The following is a 24197-nucleotide window of genomic DNA, read 5'->3' on the forward strand; positions in this document are numbered from 1 at the left end:
GTTTTACGGAATTTATTCCATTTATATATGTTTTTAAAACTTTAGGAGGTGCAAGGAAAATGGCAGATTTGAATTGTCTTGTATGCAAGTCGGATATCGAGGTGGAAGAGAGTGTAACGACGGGTGAAATTTTGGAATGTGGTTCATGCGGTCAAGAGCATGAAGTACAAGTCGAATCCAATCTTGTAAGCATCGCTCTAGCTCCAGAAATAGAAGAAACTTGGGGAGAGTAGGAACCGAACATGGAACAGAATCGTGCGATTTTATTATGTGTTACAAAGTTGCGGGAAGAAGAACAACGAATTATCGATCATCTTCGAGCTTTAGGCGTACAAGTGCAGGTGAACTTGGATTCCATGGACTTACCATTAGGTGAGCCTGATGTTCATTCCTTCGGAATTGCTCTCATTCGTTGTCTCTCACAGAAAAACGCGTTGAATCGAGCCCATCTGCTTGAATTAGCCGGTCTTGAAACGTTGAATTCGGTCAAAGCAATTACGATTTGTACAAATAAAATACATCAAGCGATTGTGTTTCAAAAACATGGCATTCCCCAGCCCCAATATAAAGTAGCTTTTACGCCAGAGAAGCTCTTCCAAGCTTTGCAGACATTTGGAGATTTATGTGTCATTAAGCCGGCAACCTCATCTTGGGGAAGGGGAATAGCTAGAATCACCGGCAAAGAATGCTTAGACGGCTGGATAGCTGCAAGGGAATCTGTAGACCCTGGGCATCAATCGTTCCCTGTATTAGTGCAAGAATATGTGGAAAAAGGTGATTTTGATATCCGTGTTGTCATCGTAGGCAGCAAACCGATTGCTGCGTTCCGCCGGGTTTCGGCAGACAATTGGAAAACGAATACGCATCTAGGCGCGGAAATTGATCCTCTAGAAATTAATGATGAAATGGCATCCATTTGCAGACAAATAATTGAGGTTTTGGGCGAAGGCATTTATGGTGCGGACTTGTTTTTTGATTACAAGCAGCAACGGTATGTCGTTTGTGAAGTGAATCAAAACCCGGAATTCGCAAAGTCCTGGAAAATTCATGGTGTCGATGTGGCCTACCTTATTGCACAATATGTAAAAGCTGCGATTGAACGAAAAAACAAGGCCAACTTAATAGTTATAACTCGGTAAATAGGGAGGTTAAATAGGAAATGAGAGAAACGTTAACGAAACCCGAAGCTGTSATCCAAAAAGAAAACTATTTTTCATTGTCTTTTGTATTATCGAGAGTATTAAATTCAGGCGTCATTATGAGCATTGAAAAAAATGATTTTGAATTAAAAGGATTGGAGAAAGGGATAGCCAAGCTGACCAACAAGAAATATGTCTCTTTGTTTAATAGTTACACGGGTGCGATTCACGGTGCGCTGTGGGGACAGGACTTAGGCTACCATACCTCTACACGACTGGAGCATCCAAGTGAGCAGGAAAAAAAGTTTATTCATTGGTTAGGAATCACACTCATTTCAGATCCACACGTAAAGCAGGCTTATGCGACCGTTGAGATTAATTGGGAAAATCTTCATCAGTTGGATCAGATCATTTTTAAAGCCAGCGACCGCGCTCCCGTTCTCGTTTTGGATTTTACGGGATTAGGCTTTGGTCCGGTAGCTGCCATCGCCGTAAATGATGAGAACATTTGGAAAAAAGCAGAACGCTTGAAGATTTTTGGTGCCTTTGATTTACAAACGATGTGGACACAGGAAGAAAGTGAACCTGACCTGCAGCCAGCCTTGCAGTTCAACTATAGGCTTAGCCCGCTCGTAGCAGCATGTGTGAAGTTAACACTCTTAAGGAGGAACCAATCATGATGAAGTCGGATTTTATTCGCAAGCCGTTAGAGCTGCCTTCGGATGATTGGGTTCAAGCGCCTTTAGCCTTTCTGGGAGGACCATCGATTATTCCAGAGGATGTAAGGAAGACGAATTTCCCAATCATTACGAAGGAAGATGTCATCCAAATGCTTATCTCCATCCAGCAGGATGGAGAGCAAGTTGTCGATGAGTTCAAAGAAACGTACCGCAATTATGTAGGGGCGAATTATGCGATTGCTACAGCGAGCGGTACATCCAGCCTGCACCTCGCATTAGTTGGGGCAGGTGTACAGCCCGGGGATGAGGTGATCGTTCCTGCATTCACATTCATAGCAACCGCTCAAGCCGTTGTTGCAGCGAAAGCGATCCCCATTTTTGTGGACATTGACCCTATAACCTATTGCTTGGATCCTCTAAAAGCAGAGCAAGCCATAACGAACAAGACAAAGGCAATCATGCCCGTGCATGTACATGGCCTGCCTGCTGATTTACCTGCATTGAGACATCTGACTAACAAGTATTCGCTTCGCCTTGTAGAGGATGCCTCCCATGCGCATTCCGCATCGATCGATCAACAACTCGCCGGTTCGATCGGAGACAGTGCAGGACAAAGCTTAATGGCCGACAAAAACTTTCCTGTAGGCGGGGAAGGAGGCATCGCTTTTTTCAAAGAAAAAGAGGATTATGAGCGCGCACTCGCGTTCCTTGATTCATCAGGCATTGATTACCGCATGTCGTGGATTGCAGCTGCTTTTGGTTTGAGCCAGCTTTCCCGCCTCCCTTATTATGATGCCATTCGAGCACGGAATGCAGCTTATTTAACGAAAGAGCTTTCAGAGACAAAGCTGTTTAGCGGTCCATTCGTACCAGATGGGTATAAGCACAGCTATAACATGTATCGTGTTAAGCTCTCACCCGAGCGACTTGGGCTTGAGGACTTGGAGGATTATCTTGTAAAAGATGCCGTTCAGCAGCTCATTAATTCTGAAGGCGTATTTGCTAGAGAGTGGCAAAATGTACCGATACCTGGTCATCTGCCGTTCAAAAATCGAAAAGGCTTTGGAAATGGTTATCCGTTTACCTTATCGGACCGTCAAGATTTTGGTTACGATTTGAACCATTTCCCTGAAACATTGAAGATGCTTAGAAACAGCTTAACGATATGCAGAGAATTAAGAACGCCTATAGAATATGAGCGAATTCAAGCTTACGCCTTAGCTTTCAAAAAAATTGATGCGAACCCGCATATGATTCGTGAACTGGTAGAGCGAGGCAGCGATCTTAAAGTGCTGTATGAAAGAGACGCTAGATTAGGATGAGTACAACAGAACAACAAAAGAAACGAGTAGCCATTTTAGGCGGCAGCGGGTTCACTGGCGCTGAGTTATACAGGCTGTTAAATAAGCATCCGCATTTTGAAGTTCAGTTTGTGTCCTCCGAATCAAAGGCGGGATACCCGGTGGATAAGTTCTATATCGGTTCTATTCATAAGAAAAAGCACAGCTCGTTAAAGTTCAAGAAAATAATAGAATTAGACGGTCATTACGATGCGGTCTTCTCTTGTTTGCCCACAGGCTCCTTGCCCAAGATCATCCAGCATGTTGCAGAGCATACAGACTATATCTTTAATCTAAGCGGGGATTATCGCATATCCGACCCCGATATATTGCATCAACATTATCCAGAAACATTAAAAAACGCATTCGAAGGCGGATGGCACTACTATATTCCAGAGTTCAGCAAAATCAATCTTGAAGCAAAAGTAGTCAATCTTCCGGGCTGTATGGCGGTGGCGACGCTGTATACACTTTATCCGCTTGTGGCGCATGGCTTAATTGAAGGACGTGTAGTGACTGACGCCAAAACAGGCTCCAGCGGCGGCGGAAAATCGACAACAGAACATCATGCGGAACGCTCTCATAACTTCAGAGCTTATAAAGTTCATGGTCATCGACATCAGCCCGAAGTTGTGCATGCATTATCCTATCATTTGAATCAATTGGTAGATTTGCAGTTTTCGGTCTATAGTCTTGATCTTCCCCGAGGAATTATGACAACCTCGTATTCCTTGCTCAAAGAGCATGTAACAGAGGTAGATGTTAAAAAAGCATTCTACAGCACGTATTCATCCAAACCCTTTCTTCATTATTTTAACTCGGGCAATGGTTCACCTATGATCAAAACAGTGGTAGGAACAAACTATGCAGAAATCGGTGCTTATGTGGATGGACGTAATTGTGTTTCCATCGCAACCATCGATAATTTAATTAAAGGAGCTGCGGGGCAAGCCATACAGGCAGCAAACAACTATTTTGGATACTCTGAGGAGGCGGGATTGACATTTGAATTTGAGGGAGCGTGGCCCTGATGAGCAGCGGCAGCTTATATGTAATTAAACTCGGGAGCAGTACGATTGTAAACCATCCTCACATTTTTGAAGAAATTAGTCGTATCGTAAAGCGAGGAAATCAAGTGCTGCTTGTGGCAGGCGGTGCCGAAGCCATCAAGCAAAAATATGAATCCATTCCTCGTGCGATGCCTTTTCTTACATTGCCGTCAGGGGATGAAGTGCGGTACTGTTCACCCGAAGAGATGCCGATTATCCGTGCAGCCTATCATGAGATTATTTTGCCCACTATACAGACACAGCTGAAGGCATACGGTCTGACTGTCTACTCACAGCTTGGTGGAGATCAAGGTCTTGTTTATGGCGAGAAAGCGAAGCCCCTTAAAGTGATTAAGAATCAAAAATCAATTATTGTCCGTGATTCGTTGTTCGGTCATTTTGTGGGCAGTCATGTGGCATTTCTCAAATCTGCTTTACAGGCCTTTGATGTTGTATGTGTTTCTCCACCAATATTAGATCCAGAACTGGATGTGTACATAAACATTGATGCAGACGTGCTTGCTGCTCACTTAGCGGTGGACTTAGAAGCGCATCACCTGCGCTTTGTTACTGGAACTGCAGGTCTACTGGAAGATATTGAAGATAAACATTCAACGATACAAAGTGTCTATACGAATGATGAATTAAGCTTTGTAAAAGGGCGCATGAAGCAAAAAGTACGCGCAGCCCAATTAGCAATCCGACAGGGCGTCTGTGATGTGAATATATCCGGTCCTCATTCTCTGGAAGAGCCCGGCAAAACGTGGTTTTGGAACATGGATCGGGAGCTCGGCGCATTCGATTTATTGAATAAAGTCGCGCGTATTCCTTCGGTCTCTCAAGATGAGCATGTGCTTGCACACTACTTATTAGAGATGATAAAGCAGCCTTCGGTTTCGGGGGAAATAGATCACGCGGGGAACATCGTTTTCCGAAAAGGGAATGGTCCCCATACGCTGCTCTTATTAGGGCATATAGATACGGTTCCGCATGTTTGGCCTGTTCGATCCGACTCCAATGGCATTACGGGCAGGGGAATCGTAGATGCTAAAGGCTGCTTTGTAAATTTCATTCATATGCTGCAAGAAATTGAAGTGCCAGAGCTGGGATCTTTACTTGTAATTGGAGCTGTCGAAGAAGAAATATCATCATCAAAAGGGGCTCATTATATTCGAGATCATTACAAGGCGGATGCGGTTATTATTGGGGAGCCGAGCGGGGTAGAGAGCTTAACCCTCGGTTATTACGGTCTCTTTAAGCTGGAAATTACTATTCATCGCGCGCAGGAGCATACCGCAGCCAAAGATAGCCAGAGCGTTATCGACGAATTGTACAGTGTCGTATCAGATATTCGTGTTCTCGTACGTGATATCGATCCACAATCCTTATCCTCATTAATTGATATCGAGCATCAGAATGAACGAGGGTTTTTGACGGTAAAAGGGACGTTAAACTTTAGAATATCACCTGCGGCAGGCAGCGATTATTGGAAAAAAATTGATTTGTCATTTGGTGAAAATGTGAATGTTGACATCTTGCGTGCAACACCAGGATTTTCGAACTCTCGCACAGGCTCCTTAGTCAAAGCTTTTGTTCGCAGTTTCGCAAAGCAGGGAAAATCGATTCACTATATCAAAAAACGTGGAACGAGCGACATGAATACGCTGGCCACAACTTGGGATTCCGTCCCGATGGTAGCTTATGGTCCAGGGGATTCCAGCTTGGATCATACGAATGATGAATATTTACATTACGGTGAGGTAGAGCAGACCAGAACAATTTTGAAGGAAGCCGTAAACGAATGGTTTCGGCTGAGATTGGAGGAATAAATGGAGCTGGCAATCGATATTCAAAGGGAAGAAATTTCCCTGCTGGTTGATAAAGCGAAAGAAGCGAGAAAATTGATTATTGACATGGCTGCTTCGTCTACTGGATGCCATATCGGAGGAAGTCTTTCTGCGATTGACTTATTGGTTGGTGCGTATTCGAAATATGTTGAAGATCCCAATACGCTCATCATTCTTAGCAAAGGGCATGCTGCAGCAGCATTATATGCCGCGCTCCATGTATACGGGATTATTAAGGATAACCCAGCGGATAGCTATGGAAAAGCAGGCTCTTTGTTCACAGGTCATCCTAATCATAAACTGTCAGGCATCCCCTTCGCTACAGGCAGTTTGGGTCATGGCATTCCTTACGCAGCAGGCTGGGCACTGGCGCAAAAGATGAAACAAACGAATGGACTAGGGATTGTGATCGGTGGAGATGGGGAGCTGCAGGAAGGGTTATGCTGGGAAACCGCACAGATTGTCCAAGCCCAGTCGATCACTAATTTTGTATATATCGTAGATTGCAATGGAGGCCAAAACGATGGTTATGTGCATGACATATCACCGCTTCGCAATCTCCGGCAAAGATTTGAAGCGTTTGGCTTTGCTGTCAAGGAAATCAACGGCCATCATTTCGAAGAAATCCTTGCCGCGATTGAACCAGATCCAGATAGACCGGTAGCCGTCCTAGCCAATACGATAAAAGGAAAAGGTGTTGCAGCGATTGAAGGAAACCCCGAAGCGCATTATGTTAAAATCCCGGAGAAGCTCGCCCATAAATGGAAGGTGAATTTATCATGACCAAGAAGTCAGGTAGAGATGCCTATAAAGATGAGCTGACTACACTTGCTTCCAGCAACGACCAAATTGTATGTATTGAAGCAGATCTAGGAGGCAAAAATCATCCTTTTGGACAGCAGCATCCCCAGCGTTTTTTTAATCTAGGCATCGCGGAATTAGCTGGCATTGATATGGCAGCCGGTCTTGCTGAAGCAGGTTATGTGCCATTCTTCTCAACCTTTGCTTCCTTTGCAGCATTGAGAGCAGCGGAAAGCATCAAGCTGACGATGGGGTATATGGGGAAAAATGTGAAGGTTGTAGCTGCGTATGGAGGGGTATCTGGTGGTTGGTTTGGAACGACACATCATGCACTGGAGGACATCTCAGTCCTCCAATCGTTTCAGAACATACGGATCGCCTGCCCTCATGGTGAGCAGGAAACACGAAGAGTAATACGTGAAGCAGCAGCATCAGAGGAGCCGTATTATATTCGCCTTTCTAGAAATGATGCTTTTGACAGCTTGGATCGAGCAGAGGACGAGAGCTGCAGAAACTTAATTGTTGAAGGAGGCGCATGTACTGCCCGATCCAAACTATGCTTGATTTCCGTGGGTGAACAAGCAACAGAACTTTGCAAGCGGATCGTTCAAGAAGACGACGATATCGTTCATGCGCATTTATGTTACGTCGACATTCAAAGCTTGAAACCTTATATTCAACCATTAAGCGGTTTAGCTGACCAATTTCTGGTCGTTGAGGAGCATCGAGCAACCGGCAGTACGGCGTCCTATTTAGCCTTATTATTGCCAAAGCATCAAGTTCACTCACATCATTGCGGTGAGAAATGGCCAATCTACGGCGGTACACATGCTGAGGTTCTAGACTATTTAGGATTTGGGTTTGAACCACTGCAACAACAAATCCAGAATATTATAGGAGGTAAGGATGGTTTTTAGCGTACTTAAACAAAGAAACTTCCGCCATTATTCCTTCGCTGATATTATTTCCGGGTTCGGCGTAGGCATGAGTACGATTGGTGCGAACTGGTATCTCATGGATCAGACAAATTCGATTACCGCCATAGGGTTCATGCTTTCCTTAAATGTTATTGCTGGTTTTCTCATCTCCGCATTTGTAGGCACCCTAATTGATAAATGGAATCGTAAAACGATTATCTTATGGGCCAATGGCATTCGGGCGATCGCCTTGTTAATCATAACAGGTGCTTTTGTATGGACGGGATTCCGAATTGAATATCTTTATGCCTTTGCCATTATTAACGGGATGGGCTGGACCGTGTATATGACGGCTTCTCGAAGCCTGGTTCAGGAAATCCTTTCGGAGAAGGATCTCATTAATGGAAACTCCTTAATTGAACTCAGCTTGCAAGTAGGGATGTTTATGGCTGGTGCACTTTCAGGAGTGTTGTACAAATTCGTTGGTTTTGAGATCATTCTTCTTCTAAATGCGATCGCCTTTATCGTGAGCAGCTTCTTCCTTAGTCGAATTCAATATACACCTATCCCTTTTGAAAATGATAAAGAGTCCTTCTTTGCAACGTTTAAGAATGGCATAACGTATCTGGCGGAACGTCCATTTATTTTCTTGCTTGGTATTGTATCGATTGTTCCACTCGTTTCTACGATGATTTACAACGTCGTTCTTCCTGGTTATGTAAGCAACACGGTGCAAGGTGATTCCGTTGTATTCGGTTTGTCAGATATGTTTTATGGCATTGGGGGATTATTGTCAGGATTTATTGCAGCAACCTTAGCTAAGAAAATATCGCAACATGGAACGATACTATTATTTTTTATGATATCCGTGCTGAGCTTGCTGGCTGTAGCGTTTAACCATTTGATTCTGCTTTTGTACCTTGGCAGTGTGTTGATTGGATTAACGAACTCTTCGTTACGTATTTTAATGACTACGACGCTGATGGAATCGGTATCCAAATCCTACATGGGTCGAGCCACTTCGGTCTGGATGGCGATTTCCTTGCTCTTGCAGACCTTGTCCGCCACAGGGCTTGGCCTTGTCATTGATCGTTTCTCTCCAGGCGCGGGTTTTATCTGTATGAGCGGCTTGATGTTCATCGGATTTGTTGTGTACTTTGTGATGAATAGTAAAGCGACACAAAAAAGCACACTGGAAGCTTGAATTTTGCATTGCGAACCACTTCTTTCATAACCATTAAAGGAGGATAAAAAGATGACAGCAATTAAAACGGTTGCTTTTGTTGAACCAAGTTTCTACGGCGTTAGTTTTGCGAGAGTCGCTTTTGAACAAGGACATAAAGTCATTTCCATCGTTTCTTCCACGGAAAATCCGCAAAAGTATGGATATGAAGGCATCTACCATGATCTAATTGTTGCAGATATTCGAGATGAAGAGTCCCTCTACCAAGCGATTGTTAGCTCCCCTTATGCAAATCAACTGGATGCGTTAATTCCTGCTACGGATTACGCCTCTCACGTAACTGCGAAGGTAGCGGAGCGGATTGGACTTAGAGGAGTACCATACGAAGCAGCTTTAAAGTCGCGAAACAAAGATTTGGCTAGAGAAGCTTATGCTGAACATCAAGTTCCGAGTGCAAAATTCAAAAAAGTGAGAACTTACGAAGAAGCACTAGCAGCTGCGGAAGAGATTGGATTTCCTATCGTATTAAAACCGACGAATTGCGCAAGCAGTCAAAATGTTTATTTCATCAATGATGAAATTGAACTAAAACATGCAATAGATGCGATCTCAGCGTTTAAAGTAACTTATATGGACTTTAAAGTCCGCGATGAGTATTTAATTGAAGAGTTCTTGGATGGTCCAGAATTTAGTGTCGAATTATTCGTAAAAGATGGAGAACCCATTTTCTCGGCCGTTACTGAAAAATTAACCTCACCGCTTCCTTATTTTGTTGAAATTCTTCATACATTACCTACTTCAGTGCATATAGAGCATGAGGATCACATCGTTCGTACGGCTGTTGATGCTTTGAGAGCTATTGGGATAGGGAATGGACCAAGTCACGTAGAAGTGAAGCTTACAAGTACGGGTCCACGAATTATCGAGGTGAACGGCAGGCCAGGAGGCGACAATATTTCTTCTGATTTATTAGTGCAAGCGTTCGGTGTCGATATATTTGAAGCGACCGTTAACTATTATTTAAACAACCCGATCAATATTCAGAAAAGGTTTAACCTCGCAGCTTCAATTGCTTATGTGACCGCCGATCGAGAGGGTATTTTCGATGGTATTGAAGGCTTTGCCGATTTAGAACAACATACAAATGTTATCCGAGCACAGCTAACGGTAGCTGAAGGAGACTTTGTCTCAGAAGCAAAAAGCTCGGATGATCGATTGGGTTATTTCATTACAGTTGGCAACACCCCTCAAGAAGCGAAAGAACTAGCCCTTGCTCTGAAAGAAACGTTAACGGTCATGTATCACCAGCATGAAACAGAGAGTGCAGCGGGGTAGACCTAATGAATAAGCAGGGAACAGGCTCTTAATGAGCCTGTTCCTTCCATAGATAGAATGAAGCTATAATTCCACGAATGATCATATCAAATGACAGCCTTCAAGAGACAAGCTTTAACCCTACGGCTGAACCTAATACCATCGCTATAAAAACAACCCTTTTCCAATCTTTCGATTCTCCATATAAAAGCATTCCCAAAATAGCTCCGCCTGACGCTCCAATTCCCGTCCAAATGGCGTACGTTGTTCCCATGGGCAGTGTCTTCATGGAATAAGCAAGAAATAGGAAGCTTGCTAAAAATCCGATCGTTAATAATACAACGGATTGCCAATTGCGATCCTTATGCAATTTATTTATCATGGCGACACCAAACATTTCAAACAATCCTGCAAATATGAGAGAAATCCAAGCCATTAGGATACAGCTCCTTTCTGATCTTTATCCTTCGTAACTAATTTCAAGCCCATAACTCCCGCTAATAAAAGTAAAATCAATAACATTTTGGTCCATTTAAATGGTTCTCCAAAAAATATGATTTCGGAAAAAACAGTTCCTGCCGTACCCATTCCTACAAAAACAGCATATACCGTTCCGACGGGCAGTTTTTTGCCTGCAGCGATCATTAAATAGAAGCTGATAATAATAGAAATAACAGTTCCTGTCCACGTCCAGAAGTCATCCGCGTGTTTTAAGCCAATCACCCAAAAAACCTCGAAAAAAGCGGCAATAAATACTTTAATCCAATTCGAATTCACCAAAATACACCTCCAATTTTATTGTTGCCAAAAAACATAAAAAAAAAGCCCAAGAGTAAACTGTTTAACAGTTTCTCCCAGGCTTTTATCCTTCCGTGACACAGCATCGCTGTGAGTTTTCTCTCGGACCAGACCAACAGTTATGCTGCGGAACCCTAGAAAACATTTCGTTTATTCAATTACCTTGTATTATACACATATCCGAATCAATTACAATACTCATAAAATGGTAAATAACAAAAAAAGATCTTCCAGAACATGCAGTACAACCCTTGGAAACCATATATGCTTGATATAAAATAATAGGAAAGCATTAGGAGAAAGGGGAAGCTGAACATGTCGATGCAGATCGAACTGAAACCGAGAACACCGGGAAGCAATGGCAAGATGCTTGTCTTGCTGATTCATGGTTTGGGCGCTCCTGAAACGTGGGTAAAGCCAGGCAGAGACTGGGCGGAGCTCATCGCATCAGATCCGGACATCACGGATACGGATATTGGTATCGTTACATATGACACCTCTAAGCTCATCAGCAGCATTTTTGGAATCGAAGGAGAGTTTGACGTTTTAGGTCAAAAAATTAGTGTCAGTAAAAAAAGTCCTCTGTCTATAGACCAGCTTGCTATACAATTGAAGACTATTTTGGATGGGTATACCTATAGAAAATATAAGAAAATCGTTATCGTTGGCCACAGTATGGGAGGATTAATCGGTAAACGATTCCTACTCAATGAATATTTGCTCCGCAAAAAAGGATTAGAACGGATCGGTGGCTTTATTAGCTATGCAACACCTTATAACGGCTCTAAATTCGCTGAATTTCACCAATTAATAAAGCGCTTACAGAATCATAAACAAATCGAACAGCTGCGTTCAAACAACGCTTTTTTGGATGATATGAACCGCAGCTTTTTTGATGCTCAAGGAGAACTTAAGAGCTTCTTCACGTCTATTTACTGCTTCGGAGACAAGGACACCGTAGTCGAGGAGGGAAGTGCTGTCCCTACCATGGGACATTCAACCAAATACGCGCTTGCCAGGTCTCTGCCCGGTGATCATGGCACCATTCTAGACCTGCTGCAAGGACATCTCTCAACGAACTACGATATTCTAAAAGGACTTTTACTAGACGTACTTGGCCCGTTTGAACCTTCACCATTAGGTGTACAAGATAACCGCCCAGAGATTACAACTTCCTTAGACCTGTCGGACAAGCCAGCAGGATCAGTTAATGTATCGAAGATGCAGGCTCGATTAAACGATCAATTTGAGATTCACCGACAAGCACTGGATACCATCTTCATACGACGTTTCAAAAATGATGACGAAATAAGAACAAAGCTTATTGCTTCTATGAATGATGTTCTTCGAAAGCTGAAGGAGATGGAAGAAAGCAGATTACAGTTGTTTCTAAAGCTCTACCAATTTGCAAACATTCGTCTTCCTGAAGGAGAACCCGGCCTGCGCGAGCTGTGGGAGCTGCTGGCTCTCGTGAATTTGGTATATCCCGATTGGAACTTTATCGATCCTGAGGAATGGGTTCATTTGTCCAATCTTCAGCTGGATTCCGATCGCTGGGTGCGTATGCTCTACTCACAGGCTAAAGAAACGATGCCTGAGGTCGTCATCGGATTTATGACTAAACTTTACACCAATTCTTTTCAATCTTATATGAAGTCCAGAGACCATTCGGATTTATTCCCGTATCGCTTGCTGCTCGAAAATATTAATTCGGAATCACTCGCAAAAGGCAACCCAGAAAACCTATGCGAGCATTGCAACAATGGCCGTAAAGTTGACTTTTCCAAAATATTACTACAATTTGCTCAAGACACGAAGTTAACCATCTTCGAAGGTTTAGAATCTAATCGCTTATCCGGAACGGTCAGTATCAGTTGTTCCTCTTGCTTGCGTCAAGTTAGACATGAAGTGAGTTATGAAGAAATTTGCACGCGACTAAGGAGTGTGATTTGAAAATGGTGCAACAGATATTTGACTTTTTTGACCACCAATCTGACCTTGAGAAGCTAACAAATGTATCGATTAGGCATATAGATGCCCTTTACTTTTCTGCGAAGCAAATTTTTGCAGTCGTTTCCTATGATTCTCCATCATCACTCGAGAACCACTGGGAGCGAGCAGCTTATCAATTTGCTTACCGGGTACAGAATCAGCTGCCCAGCGAACTAGATGATTTGCGTTGGGACATGTATTTAGTCCTCTTTGTAGACTCGCAAGAAATAAGCAATGCTTTGAAAAAACGCATCGAGTCAAACCGCTTTTTCTTTCGCAAGATAATCATCACGAGCTCTGATTTAAATCGTTTAGCTGAAAAACTGCCTTTAGACTTTCAAACTAAGCTGCCCGAGCACCAACTCGAGCGTCTTTGGTTTCATGATCGGCATTTTCTCCAGCAATGGCAATCCTGTGTTCAACAATCGACGAAAGACCAGTTAAATAAAGCTTTGTTTCAAGCTGATGAGCAGTCTGTGGACAAGCTATTGTCATCTTTAAATATTCCAGTGTTAGCCGAGGTGCTCAGCCATGAGGATTAATGCAATCACAATAGATGCATTCCGCGGGTTTAATGAGAAGCGAAGATTTGAATTTCCCAATACAAGCATTGTCATTTTACATGGCCCAAATGGTTACGGAAAAACCTCTTTTTTTGACGCGATCGAATGGGGATTAACCGGTAGCATTTATCGTTATGAGCAAGACCCCGAACGAAAATTATATCGATACATTGGGAATCATTTTGCCGGGGATAGAGCTCCAAAAGTAATCATTGAGCTAGGAAATTCTGACATGCAAATTACAGTAACACGTACGGGGATCGCCAATACGAATGTAAGGACAGATAGCGGAGCCCATCTGCTTGAAGTTGAGATTAATGGTGAGAAGGTACCTGCCAAAGAGGCAGAAGCCGTTTTAAAAGAAAAGCTCGTCCACGCGGAATGGCTCGATAAAGTGGATTTAAACAAAAGCTTGTTTCTTACTCATCTTTTATGTCAAGAACGGATGAATGGCATCCTAAGAGGCATGAAGGAGAAGGATCGCTACAATTCGGTTTCCCGAATTTTCGGCACAGAGCAATTTTCGAGCTATGGAGAACTCGTACATAAGGCAAGGGTGGAGCTGGAAGAAAGAAGACTAGCATTTAGCCAAAAGCGTGGGCAGCTGATTGCGGAGGAAGAAACGCTGGAGCACCGTATTCAAGGCATTAAGCTGGAAATCTCAGAATTCTCGCCTGCATCACGAAATAATCAATGGTCAACAGCACTTCATAACTATGAAGCTGTCTTCCAAAAAGCAGCGGTTTCAGAAGATGAAGATCAGGTTATTTCATTGATCAAAGAAGCCGAGGAGCAAATAGAAGCTCTAGTTCAGGAACGAAATCTTTTGGAAAATGATACAATCAGACGGCTCGATCTAGCAAAAGATGCTATGACCTCATTACAGGAAAAGCTTCCGCTTCTGATGCAATGGGAACGAGAAAATCATCTTACTCAAACGCTAGATGAACACTTAAATACAATTCAAAAATTGCTAAGGCTCAATGAAGAAGCAGATAGTTTTTTGCAAAACGAACAGATCAAGCTCCAAAACGAACAGCTGGATGAGGATTTACAGCAGCAAACAAGGGCAATTCAGCTTAGAGCCGATCACTTATTTGAAGCGTTAAATGAAGTGAAAAAATTATGGCTTCAGGCAAACAACCGTAAAAAATTTGATGGGATGAGCGGTAACTTTGCCATAGCTTATCCACTCTTAGAGGAGTCTCCTCGACTCGCACTCTATCATTCATTACGAGAGTTAGAGTTGCGGTTTCGTGAACAAACAGATTTGGAAAACGCTTTTTTGGAGGCTGATCGTTTACACAAGCAGCAGTTGGAATTTGTACAGCAGCTTGTGCTTCATGAAAAGAAACATAAAGCTTTTCTAAAGCATGTTCTACAGGTTGCTATTGAACAGCCAGAGCTAGAATGCTGCCCTGCCTGTGGCATAGAAGATGTTGATTCATTACGCCTGCAGAACTACGTCAGCGCCCAAATGGATGCCATTCATCCTGATCTAGCTCGTGCAGAAAAGAAGAGCCTCGAGCTTGAATTACAACGACAAATCTATAATGACCAGCTGTTTGAAGCAAACGCCAATGTTAAAGAAAGTCTAACCATACTTCATGCCACCTTGCAGGAATGGAGTGATCAGCATACTCAATTGCTCGATCAAGTGGCAGATGTACAAGCAAAGCACTATGATTTGCACAAAAAAATGCAGTTAATGGACAAGAGCTACAATGATTTCAAAGCATTGGCTGATGAGTTGGATATCCCTATTCATACGCCAGCTCTGAAAGAGCAGTTACTGACTAAGCTGGATGAAGGTAATAAACAAGTAGATCATTTACGCAAGCAGCTTATTACGATTGCTACATCGTTCTCATCCCTGCCAAGGGAGAGCAAAGAGAGAGAACTTAATCATCTACAAGATGATGTCGTTGTTTGGCTAGGTAAGCTAACGGCAGAAGGAATTATTGGTGCCAGTGCTCAAACAACGGATTGGAGCGCAGTTGCAGATCAGTTAGACGCAAAGGCTAGTTTGATTGAAGAGTCATTGCTCGAAAATACTCGTAAGCACGGAGCAGCAACGCAATTATTAGATGCTTTCCGAGCAAACGCAGATCTCGCACTGCTCGAACAATTACAGCAACAAAAAACTGCCAAGCATAAGGTCATAGAACGAGTGGAAGAAGGTCTTCGAACCATCGAAGACATGGTTGCCGCTCTAAAGGATGCCGAGCAGGCCGTGCCAGATGCCATTCGCGGCTTGAATGAACGAGTCATGGATCAAATGTTCGATACTATGCGTTCCATCTTTGTCAGAATCAACTCTCATCCCGTATTTACCGAGATCGATTATGATACGGGGAAAAAATTCAACAGCAATCGCTTATTTCTCAAAGTGATGACGAGAGAAGATACGGCCCTTGGCCACCAAGAAGCAAATCCCTCGTACATATTTAGCGCAGCCCAGGTGAATGCCACTGCGATTTCATTCTTTTTGGCCATGGCGCTTACGCAATCTTGGTCCCCACTGTCCTTTGTCGCAATGGATGACCCTGTACAGAGCATGGATGACTTGAATGTAGCTGCATTAATTGATCTTATACGTAATTTAGCTGATTCCAAATTGCAAAATCATAAACAATTTATTATCTCAACACATGATTCGACGTTCTATCAGGTTATGAGAAAGAAGTTCAGAATGCTGAATGTAGGCATTATTGAATATGATTCCTATTCAGAAGCAGGCCCTACATTTGAGCAGCGTGTAGTAGAAGCTACGGATAAGAAGCCGATTGCCATATTTTCGAAAGCAGACTCATAAAAACTCAACCATAAAAAGTCGATTTCCTGTACGATTGAGGAATCGACTTTTTTATTATAAATGGCCTAAAAATATAATTAATCTAAACCTGAGAATAAAAATTTTCAACTTCGTTGTATATAGTGTAAAAGCTTTTACAAAAAAATAAGGAGAATCGCTAATGAAGTCTAATGATAAAAATTTCATCCAACGATTAAAGCGCCAGAAAGAAGATGCTTTAGAATATATCGTTGATACCTATTTGCCCTTAATAAAAGGGGTAACTTATAAAGTGCTGTCCCCGCTTGAGAACGAGGGAGTTATTGAAGAATGTATGAACGATATTTTGTTATCCATATGGAACAATTCGAATAAATTTCATGGCGATTCGACTGATTTCAGGAAATGGATTTGTGCTATAGCCAAGTTTAAGTCTATTGATTATTACAGAAAAAATAGTAAAAGAGTAGAATTCACCACTAATGAAATGGAATTGAGCTCCGAAAAATCGGCAGAAGAAGAGTTGATTATGCTGGAGGATAAAACGGAATTAATTCAATTAATCCATTTATTAGAGCCTGTGGATCGGGATATTTTTATAATGAAATTTTTTCTTGGATTAAAAACAGAGGATATTTCAGCGAAACTCGATTTAACGAAAGCGTCTATCGATAATCGAATTTATAGAGGGAAAAAGACACTTTACACCAAAGCGATGCAGCTGAATTGGAAAGGTAGTGTATGATGAAGGATATTTATGAATTATTAAACGATATAGATCTAGACGACAAGCAGTTTGTGGAAATGGAAGTAACTGAATTTGAAAAGACCAAGGTAAAGATTGCATTAAAGCAATCATTAGCTCAAAATAAAAAAACACATCGTTGGAGAAAGAATGCTGCTGCTGCAGTCATACTAATCGGTTTAACGGCTGCTACCTTTGGCATTACGTTCCCTGCTTATGCTAGCGAAATCCCTGTTTTAAGAAACATTTTCATGTTATTGGATACCGGAAGGATCGGATTTTATGATGACTATAAGAAGTATTCCAGCGAAATTAACATGTCAAAGGAGAGCAAAGGCATAAAATTGACGATTGAAGATGCGATTTTTGATGGGAAATCGGTTACCTTAACCTATGCATTAGAAAGTAATCAAGACTTGGGTGACGAACCAAAGTTACATGGTTTATTATATGCAAAAGGTGCACTCGGCGGGAGTCAAAGCACTCAAATTACAAAAGTCGATGAAAATAGTTATGTAGGTTTAGTTCAAAGCAACATCGATTTTCGTAATCAAACGGAATTGGATCACGTAAATATAAACTGGATTATTGAAAATATAACAAATCCAAATAACGAAGAGAAAATACAAGGTAAATGGAGCTTTGCTCTTTCTTTAGACGCAACGGCGAATCAAACACAGATCATAAATCAAAGTGTTGAACACGAGGGAGTAAAAGTAAACATAGACAATATAACCTTTACCCCTATGAGCTTTATCGTTTATTACAATCAAGTGATTTCGGATGAGACAAGAAATGAATGGGATGCTGTAGATGTGGATATCGAAATTAAAGACGACTTAGGCAATCATTATGTTGGTAAAGGCAATGGAGGAGCAGGTGAGAGAGGCGGCTATAACATGAACTGGAGTAAAACTTTTGAAAAATTAGACCCCAATGCTACCAAGCTTATACTGACACCTCAGATAAACTTGTATGAACACACTGCCGAAAATCATGGTTCATTAGAAATAACGAGAGACGAAGGTTCAAAAGAAATTGTATTGCCTAAAAAATCAGGAAGAGGTAGAGAACAAATTAAATTGGATGATATTGTCATTGAAATAAAGAAATAAATGATAAGACATTAAGGCTTATGAGAGGACATGCTATGGTTCCTTCAGATTAAGCCATAAAAAAAGCGAGCAGGATCGTATCCTGCTCTTTTTTTGTTGCATATTTAATAAGGAGAAACGATAATTTAATGATATGTAGGAAATAGGATTGATTAAATTTATAAATGACAACTTTTGATTAAAAGGTAATATTAATCGGAAAAATGTGCTATAATTTAAAGTTGAAATTTCAAAGCTTTAACAACAACAAGAAAAGGTGAAACGAATGATAATGAACGAATGGGAACAACTTTTATGAATAATGAATTGAACCTTTATAAACGTATATTAAATAAACTGCCCGACTTGAATATTAAGCTTGCTGAACCCGTTAAAAATCACGCATATACAAAATTAGGGGGGAATGCAGATGTATTCATTACTCCAAATAAATATGATGAAATAAGCACTGTATATAAAATTGCGAAAGAAGAAAATGTTCCAGTTACCCTCTTGGGACATGGCTCCAATCTTATCGTGAAGGATGGCGGCCTTCGCGGGATTACGATGCATTTAAAAAACTTGAATGAAGTTCGAACCGAAAATAGTACAATTATTGCGCAGGCTGGAGCTTCGATTATAGATGTATCTAGGCAAGCATTAGAACAGCATCTGTCTGGACTTGAGTTTGCATGCGGCATCCCAGGTACGGTCGGTGGTGCTTTGTATATGAATGCAGGAGCCTATGGCGGACAAATTTCGGATGTATTAGTCAAAGCTTTAGTAATGAACGAAGCAGGCGAGCTTCTCACATTATCAAGTGAGGATCTGTCATTAAGTTATCGGAAAAGTAATATTTCTGCAAATAAATATGTCGTGCTCGAAGCTGTATTTAATCTTAAACAAGCTGAATATGCCGATATTAAAGAAAAAATGGATGAGTTCACTTTTGCGCGAGAAAGTAAACAGCCATTGGAATATCCTTCATGCGGCAGTGTATTCAAACGCCCGCCTGGATATTTTGCTGGAAAACTGATACAAGACAGCGGTTTGCAAGGGAAACGAATCGGAGGAGCAGAGGTATCCACAAAACATGCAGGTTTCATTGTAAATGTGGATCATGCTACATCTCAGGATTACATTGATTTAATCGAAGTTATTAAGACGACGGTAAAACAAAACTTTGGCATAGATTTAGAAACGGAAGTCATTGTCATTGGGGAAGACAATCAAAACTAAAACAAACGATTAAAGTTCAAAGACCCTTCCCATTCAATTGGCGAGGGTCTTTGATTTTTTACAATATTTATATTTATATAGCATTTTTGGTTTCTTATATAAAATATATCTATTATGTAATCAATTGACCTCAAGTGGGTGTGAATGCTACAGTTATCTCAGCCTTTAATCCTCACTTAACCCGTAGGGATTATGAGTTTAATACACAACCAAATTGGAGGAAACGATTTTGAAAAAGTTTAATGCATTTACGTTTGCCCTTGTTTTCTTATTTGTTATTACAGCATGCGCCAATAATGGCAGCAGCAATAAAGGAGAATCAGCCGCGGGGGTTAAAAAAGTTATTGTCGGCACTGGCAATGATTTCGAGCAAGTCGCTTTTCTCGATGATAACGGAAAGTTAACAGGCTACGACGTTGAAGTTATCAGAGAGATAGACAAACGTCTGAAAGAGTATGAATTTGAGTTTCAAACGATGGAATTTTCCAACATTCTATTAAGTCTAGAAACGAAAAAGATCGATATAGCCGCTCATCTATTTGAGAAAAATCCTGAGCGTGAACAAAAGTTTTATTTTAACGAAGAACCTTACGCTTATTGGCGGAACAAAATTATTATTGCAGCAGCAAACAATGAATCGATCAAGTCCTTAGATGATTTGAAAGGAAAAAAAGTGCTGATTGGCCCGACCAGCGCTCAAGCTCAAATCCTTGAAAATTACAATAAGGAGCATGATGGCGCAATAAAAATCGTGTACCAGCAAAACGATGCTAACGATGAAGTTCTTCAAATCACTAATGGACGGGTTGACGCAACAATAAGCGCAGACTTCCTTCTTCCGATCAAAGATCCGCAAGGCAAGCTCAAAGCAGTAGGAGATGCGCTTAATGAGGGGCATATCCAGTATGTACTCCGTAAAGACGACCCCGAGTCAAAGAAACTTGCCGACGCTGTGGATCAAACGATAAAAGAAATGAAAGCGGATGGAACCCTCGCAAAGCTTAGTACGGATTGGCTTGGTCAGGACTTTTCAAAATAAAAGCTTAACACTTTAAATGTGGAGGTGATTATTCACAATGGGAATTGCAGTGATTTATGGAAGCTCCCGCAAAAATGGAAACTCGGATCAACTAGCAAATTTATTAGTTGAAGGATTTGAAGCAGATAAAATTCACTTATCTGACTACAACATCGAGCCTATTGTCGATTACCGGCATTCTGAGAAAGAGCCTTACCCAAATGATGATTACCATCATCTGATCGAACGCGTAAAGGCACAAGATGTATTGGTGTTTGCGACGCCAATCTACTGGTATGGCGCATCAGGACTTACGAAGACGTTCATTGATAGATGGTCCCAATCATTAAGAGAGAATAAGACCGAGTTTCTATCTAGTTTTGCGTCAAAAACAGCTTGGATCATCGGTATAGGCGATGACGAGCCCCATCTGAAAGGAATTCCGCTTGTTCAGCAATTTCAATATATTTTCGACTATACGGGCACAAATTTTGCAGGTTACATCCTTGGGAGAGGCAACAAACCAGGCGATATTTTGCAAGATACCATTGCTTTGGCCACTGTGGAGGAAATCCGGAAAAAATGGCATACTTAATCAAAATGTAAATTTAGAGGAATTCACACGTTGTAACAACATCTGAATTCATTTTATAATGTAAAGAGGCAGGGAGGTGATAGGAATGGCAAATCAAATTGCCGGGAAAAGTAACTGCTCATGCAAAGCCTAATATTAGGGCGATACTTTGCGTGGGGCCGGACTGAAATATTTTCGCCCAATGGAGCTCATATCGTTTCTAATAAAAGCTTTGCACCTTATATTTTTTTTCATTAAAAATAAGGGGCTGAACAGCTATGAATAAACCATTTATTAGAAACCATCAATATAATTTAATTAAGAAACAAGCACATCTGCTTCAAACTGCGTGTAACACGGTATCCGATCCGAAAGTAGTTGAAGCGGTTAGGTATAGTACGCAAACAAAGATTTCCGAAGCATTCCCGGGCGCAACTGATCTTCAAAAGCATGAGTTAGAGAAGCTTGCAACGTTAAATAGGACGGAAGAAATTCAATTCTATTTGCAATCGCTGCAGCCTTTGATGTCGGAATTCACTCAAGTAACGGCAGCTCAAATAAAAAAGCTGTTTCCAAAAGTCAAAAAGCTAAAGGTACCCGATTTAGCTGATATTGACTACCGTTATGTCACGTATTTGGGTTGGACCGATATCGCATCTAATAGGCTGTTTCTTATTTACCGTCAAGACGGACAGCTTATCGGCATTGAAGGAAAGTTTACGCCAACAAATAAGAAAAGCACCTGTTTTTTGTGCAATAGACATGAAGAAGTTGCGTTATTCACGGCGATTACGAAATCAAGGCCTGCTAATGCTTCACCTGATTACTACAAGGCCATTGGAAATTATATGTGCGTAAACAGCGAAGCCTGCAACGCAAATATAACGGATGTCACCGTTTTAGAGAAATTCTTCAGCAACTTCATCGGAAAACATGAATCATAAAATGAAAAGAAGCATCAGAGATTCTGATGCTTCTTTTTTTATTGTGAGTTGCTTCTTCCAGTATCGCTGATTGCAGTCTACACAAGTTCTTCAAAAGTGTAAGTTACAATGAGGATAAGGAATAGTGGATAGGAGGACAAAAGAACAAATTTTTAAGAAAAGAAATGAAATTACGTTTCCGAAATACCCATTGGGGGTATAATGCGAATAACATACTGAACGAATAAACAGAGGAGTGTTATATAAAATGAAAAAACAATTGGTTTTACTTAGTGTTGCTGCGGTAATCGCTTTAAGTGGATGCGGTAAAAACGAAAGTGCTGAGAACGCTATGACCAGCAATCAAGGTGAAGACCACTCACAAATGAATCACTCCAATAGCAGTCAGCTTCCTAAAGGGTTAAAAGAAGCAACGAATCCAACCTACAAGGTGGGGAGTGAAGCGATTATAAAAGCAGACCATATGGCAGGAATGAATGGAGCTACAGCAACAATTGTGGGCGCCTATACGACTACTGCCTACGCTGTATCTTATACCCCAACAACGGGCGGCGAAAAAGTGACCAATCATAAGTGGGTTATTCAAGAAGAAATTAAAGATGCAGGCGACAAACCCTATGAGCCAGGTACAGAAGTTATCCTTCAAGCAGACCATATGGCGGGTATGAACGGCGCAACCGCAACAATTGATTCCGCAGAGCAAACCACGGTTTATATGTTTGATTACGTTCCAACCACTGGGGGAGAAAAAATGAAAAACCATAAATGGGTAACGGAAAGCGAGCTTTCACCGAAGTGATCAACCGTTTCTGAACAAACGACGATTCTTTCTCAATAGTAGAGAGAATCGTCTTTTTTTATACAGGAAAACGGAACATTTTTACAAATAATGGCGTCTAATCCTTGTAAATAAAACAATGAGGTGATGATTTGCGAGGATTAAAAACCCGTTTGCTTATTTTATTCATTGTAGGTGCTGTTTCATTATCTATGACACCAGCATCCGTAAATGCGGCGCAGTTACCTGTTCTAGATGGCATTATCAGCATTGATGGAAATCATGCATTGGATAAAAAAGGTGTGCTCTGGTCATGGAATGAAAAAACATTTGAAGCCGTTCCCATCTTAGATCAAGTAAAGAAAATCTCGGAAAGCAATGCCGCCATAAGAACGGACGGCAGTGTGTGGACCTGGGGAAGAAAACCTGGAACGACGTCAAGCCTGTCTAATGTTCAACCCTCACAGGTGGAAGGTTTGGACAAAGTCATTGATATTTCAGGCAATTATGCATTAAAAGCAGATGGGACCGTATGGTCAATCGGTGGATTATGTGAATTTCAGATTCAAAATGATGCCTGCAGAGAAGGCAGTAGTAAGGAAGAGCAGCTTCGACCCGGCCGTATTGGCGAGCTAGAAAATATTGCTGCGATTGAAGGAAACGGTTATTTTCCGATTGCACTTGCAAAAGATGGGACAGTGTGGATTTGGGGGTACGATAAATATGGCGATCCCTTTCTACCTATTCCAGTGCTTGATAAAAGCAGCATGAAAACAGACCATTTAAAAGGTATCAGTTCTATTTCTAATGGAACACTCGTAACTTCTTCTTGGAATGTGTATATTATGAATCGATATTCTCTTTATGGGCTGACCGAGCCTAGCTTCAATCTGGCCAAGCTCGCTCCAAACGTTTCGGCTGTATCGGGCTTTGTTGATGGGATGGGAGATTTTCATGCCTTTTCATTTGTACTTACGAAAGATGGCAAAGTATCTTATTGGATTTGGCCTATACAAGATAAGAAGCTTTACCCTGTGAAAGGACTAGATCAAGTCAAGATGGTCAGCGCGATTGGCGAAGGAGCAGGTACAGCTTTGCATAAGGATGGAACGGTTTCATCTTGGGGGAAGTTGAGTCAGTATTACGGTGACGATAAATACAAATACAACTATAAGATCATACCTAAAAAAGTGGTTAAAGGCATCGGCATTCGCTTAAATAATAAATACCACCTAATGGATGAAGTGCACCCCTTAGAATAGACATTGGAAAAACCCCTAGGTTATTCCGATGAAATTCTAGGGGGTGTATTTTTGTGGCGGTTAAAGGGCAAAAGTTTAAGCATTATGAAGATACAACGAAAGTGGAGGCAATCCGCTTACATGTTG

Annotated in this window: 23 protein-coding genes and 1 riboswitch; of the genes, 21 read left to right on the top strand and 2 right to left on the bottom strand. The window is 41.5% G+C overall.

What is annotated here, in order from left to right; genetic code table 11:
* Positions 1–59 precede the first annotated feature (59 nt).
* The 10 genes from AC1DM9_RS09905 to AC1DM9_RS09950 all read left to right on the top strand — a co-directional run bounded on the left by AC1DM9_RS09905 (position 60) and on the right by AC1DM9_RS09950 (position 10291).
* On the top strand, positions 60–233 hold the full coding sequence (locus tag AC1DM9_RS09905; protein WP_076265982.1) for a lysine biosynthesis protein LysW: 174 nt from the start codon (positions 60–62) through the stop codon (positions 231–233).
* Between the two features lie 9 nt (positions 234–242).
* On the top strand, positions 243–1139 hold the full coding sequence (locus tag AC1DM9_RS09910; RefSeq protein WP_477579731.1) for a RimK family alpha-L-glutamate ligase: 897 nt from the start codon (positions 243–245) through the stop codon (positions 1137–1139).
* Between the two features lie 119 nt (positions 1140–1258).
* On the top strand, positions 1259–1819 hold the full coding sequence (locus tag AC1DM9_RS09915; RefSeq protein ID WP_477579733.1) for a degT/DnrJ/EryC1/StrS aminotransferase: 561 nt from the start codon (positions 1259–1261) through the stop codon (positions 1817–1819).
* The gene (locus tag AC1DM9_RS09920) at positions 1816–3141 is read left to right on the top strand and encodes a DegT/DnrJ/EryC1/StrS aminotransferase family protein (protein ID WP_441883267.1); all 1326 of its coding nucleotides are present in this window, start codon (positions 1816–1818) and stop codon (positions 3139–3141) included. The genes AC1DM9_RS09915 and AC1DM9_RS09920 overlap by 4 nt, the downstream gene beginning before the upstream one ends.
* Positions 3138–4190 (top strand): N-acetyl-gamma-glutamyl-phosphate reductase, encoded by a 1053-nt coding sequence (gene argC, locus AC1DM9_RS09925; RefSeq protein ID WP_477579736.1) that lies wholly within the window; start codon positions 3138–3140, stop codon positions 4188–4190. The genes AC1DM9_RS09920 and argC overlap by 4 nt, the downstream gene beginning before the upstream one ends.
* Positions 4190–6037 (top strand): M20/M25/M40 family metallo-hydrolase, encoded by a 1848-nt coding sequence (locus AC1DM9_RS09930; protein ID WP_477579738.1) that lies wholly within the window; start codon positions 4190–4192, stop codon positions 6035–6037. Before argC ends, AC1DM9_RS09930 begins: the two co-directional genes overlap by 1 nt.
* Positions 6038–6838 (top strand): 1-deoxy-D-xylulose-5-phosphate synthase N-terminal domain-containing protein, encoded by an 801-nt coding sequence (locus tag AC1DM9_RS09935; RefSeq protein WP_477579740.1) that lies wholly within the window; start codon positions 6038–6040, stop codon positions 6836–6838. It begins immediately after the preceding gene.
* The gene (locus tag AC1DM9_RS09940; RefSeq protein ID WP_477579742.1) at positions 6835–7773 is read left to right on the top strand and encodes a transketolase family protein; all 939 of its coding nucleotides are present in this window, start codon (positions 6835–6837) and stop codon (positions 7771–7773) included. Before AC1DM9_RS09935 ends, AC1DM9_RS09940 begins: the two co-directional genes overlap by 4 nt.
* Positions 7763–8977 (top strand): MFS transporter, encoded by a 1215-nt coding sequence (locus tag AC1DM9_RS09945; RefSeq protein ID WP_477579744.1) that lies wholly within the window; start codon positions 7763–7765, stop codon positions 8975–8977. The genes AC1DM9_RS09940 and AC1DM9_RS09945 overlap by 11 nt, the downstream gene beginning before the upstream one ends.
* Positions 8978–9028: 51 nt before the next feature.
* Positions 9029–10291: an ATP-grasp domain-containing protein gene (locus AC1DM9_RS09950; RefSeq protein WP_477579746.1), complete on the top strand. Its 1263-nt coding sequence runs from the start codon at positions 9029–9031 to the stop codon at positions 10289–10291.
* A gap of 100 nt (positions 10292–10391) precedes the next feature.
* On the opposite strand, the gene AC1DM9_RS09955 is transcribed toward AC1DM9_RS09950, so the two are convergent.
* Both AC1DM9_RS09955 and AC1DM9_RS09960 read right to left on the bottom strand, forming a co-directional pair.
* On the bottom strand, positions 10392–10706 hold the full coding sequence (locus AC1DM9_RS09955; RefSeq protein ID WP_076265992.1) for a DMT family transporter: 315 nt from the start codon (positions 10704–10706) through the stop codon (positions 10392–10394).
* Positions 10706–11047, bottom strand: coding sequence for a DMT family transporter (locus AC1DM9_RS09960; protein WP_441883253.1), 342 nt, complete (start codon positions 11045–11047; stop codon positions 10706–10708). Before AC1DM9_RS09960 ends, AC1DM9_RS09955 begins: the two co-directional genes overlap by 1 nt.
* A 72-nt stretch (positions 11048–11119) precedes the next feature.
* Positions 11120–11217, bottom strand: a riboswitch (guanidine-I (ykkC/yxkD leader).
* Positions 11218–11383: 166 nt separating this feature from the next.
* Here AC1DM9_RS09960 and AC1DM9_RS09965 point away from each other — a divergent pair.
* The 11 genes from AC1DM9_RS09965 (at position 11384) to AC1DM9_RS10015 (ending at position 24071) form a co-directional block, all read left to right on the top strand.
* Entirely contained in the window at positions 11384–13021 is a 1638-nt protein-coding gene (locus tag AC1DM9_RS09965) for an ABC-three component system protein (RefSeq protein WP_477579749.1), read from the top strand.
* 2 nt (positions 13022–13023) lie between these two features.
* Positions 13024–13602, top strand: a complete 579-nt coding sequence (locus AC1DM9_RS09970; protein ID WP_477549261.1) for an ABC-three component system middle component 1 — start codon at positions 13024–13026, stop codon at positions 13600–13602.
* Positions 13592–16438 (top strand): hypothetical protein, encoded by a 2847-nt coding sequence (locus tag AC1DM9_RS09975; protein ID WP_477579751.1) that lies wholly within the window; start codon positions 13592–13594, stop codon positions 16436–16438. The genes AC1DM9_RS09970 and AC1DM9_RS09975 overlap by 11 nt, the downstream gene beginning before the upstream one ends.
* 160 nt (positions 16439–16598) lie before the next feature.
* Positions 16599–17162, top strand: coding sequence for a sigma-70 family RNA polymerase sigma factor (locus AC1DM9_RS09980; RefSeq protein ID WP_441883245.1), 564 nt, complete (start codon positions 16599–16601; stop codon positions 17160–17162).
* A complete protein-coding gene (locus AC1DM9_RS09985; RefSeq protein ID WP_477579754.1) occupies positions 17159–18277 on the top strand; it encodes a DUF4179 domain-containing protein in 1119 nt (372 codons plus the stop codon). Before AC1DM9_RS09980 ends, AC1DM9_RS09985 begins: the two co-directional genes overlap by 4 nt.
* Before the next feature lie 294 nt (positions 18278–18571).
* The gene (gene murB / locus AC1DM9_RS09990) at positions 18572–19495 is read left to right on the top strand and encodes a UDP-N-acetylmuramate dehydrogenase (protein WP_477528322.1); all 924 of its coding nucleotides are present in this window, start codon (positions 18572–18574) and stop codon (positions 19493–19495) included.
* Between the two features lie 229 nt (positions 19496–19724).
* On the top strand, positions 19725–20534 hold the full coding sequence (locus tag AC1DM9_RS09995) for a transporter substrate-binding domain-containing protein (RefSeq protein ID WP_441883241.1): 810 nt from the start codon (positions 19725–19727) through the stop codon (positions 20532–20534).
* Between the two features lie 37 nt (positions 20535–20571).
* Positions 20572–21108, top strand: a complete 537-nt coding sequence (locus tag AC1DM9_RS10000) for a flavodoxin family protein (RefSeq protein ID WP_441883239.1) — start codon at positions 20572–20574, stop codon at positions 21106–21108.
* Between the two features lie 257 nt (positions 21109–21365).
* Positions 21366–22031 carry a FusB/FusC family EF-G-binding protein gene (locus tag AC1DM9_RS10005; RefSeq protein ID WP_441883237.1) on the top strand — a complete coding sequence of 222 codons (666 nt, stop codon included), beginning with the start codon at positions 21366–21368 and terminating at the stop codon, positions 22029–22031.
* 247 nt (positions 22032–22278) lie between these two features.
* Positions 22279–22830: a YdhK family protein gene (locus AC1DM9_RS10010; protein WP_477511178.1), complete on the top strand. Its 552-nt coding sequence runs from the start codon at positions 22279–22281 to the stop codon at positions 22828–22830.
* A gap of 131 nt (positions 22831–22961) precedes the next feature.
* A complete protein-coding gene (locus AC1DM9_RS10015) occupies positions 22962–24071 on the top strand; it encodes an RCC1 domain-containing protein (protein WP_477579757.1) in 1110 nt (369 codons plus the stop codon).
* The last annotated feature ends 126 nt before the right edge of the window (positions 24072–24197 follow it).

Source organism: Paenibacillus sp. 01T431 (assembly GCF_056398625.1).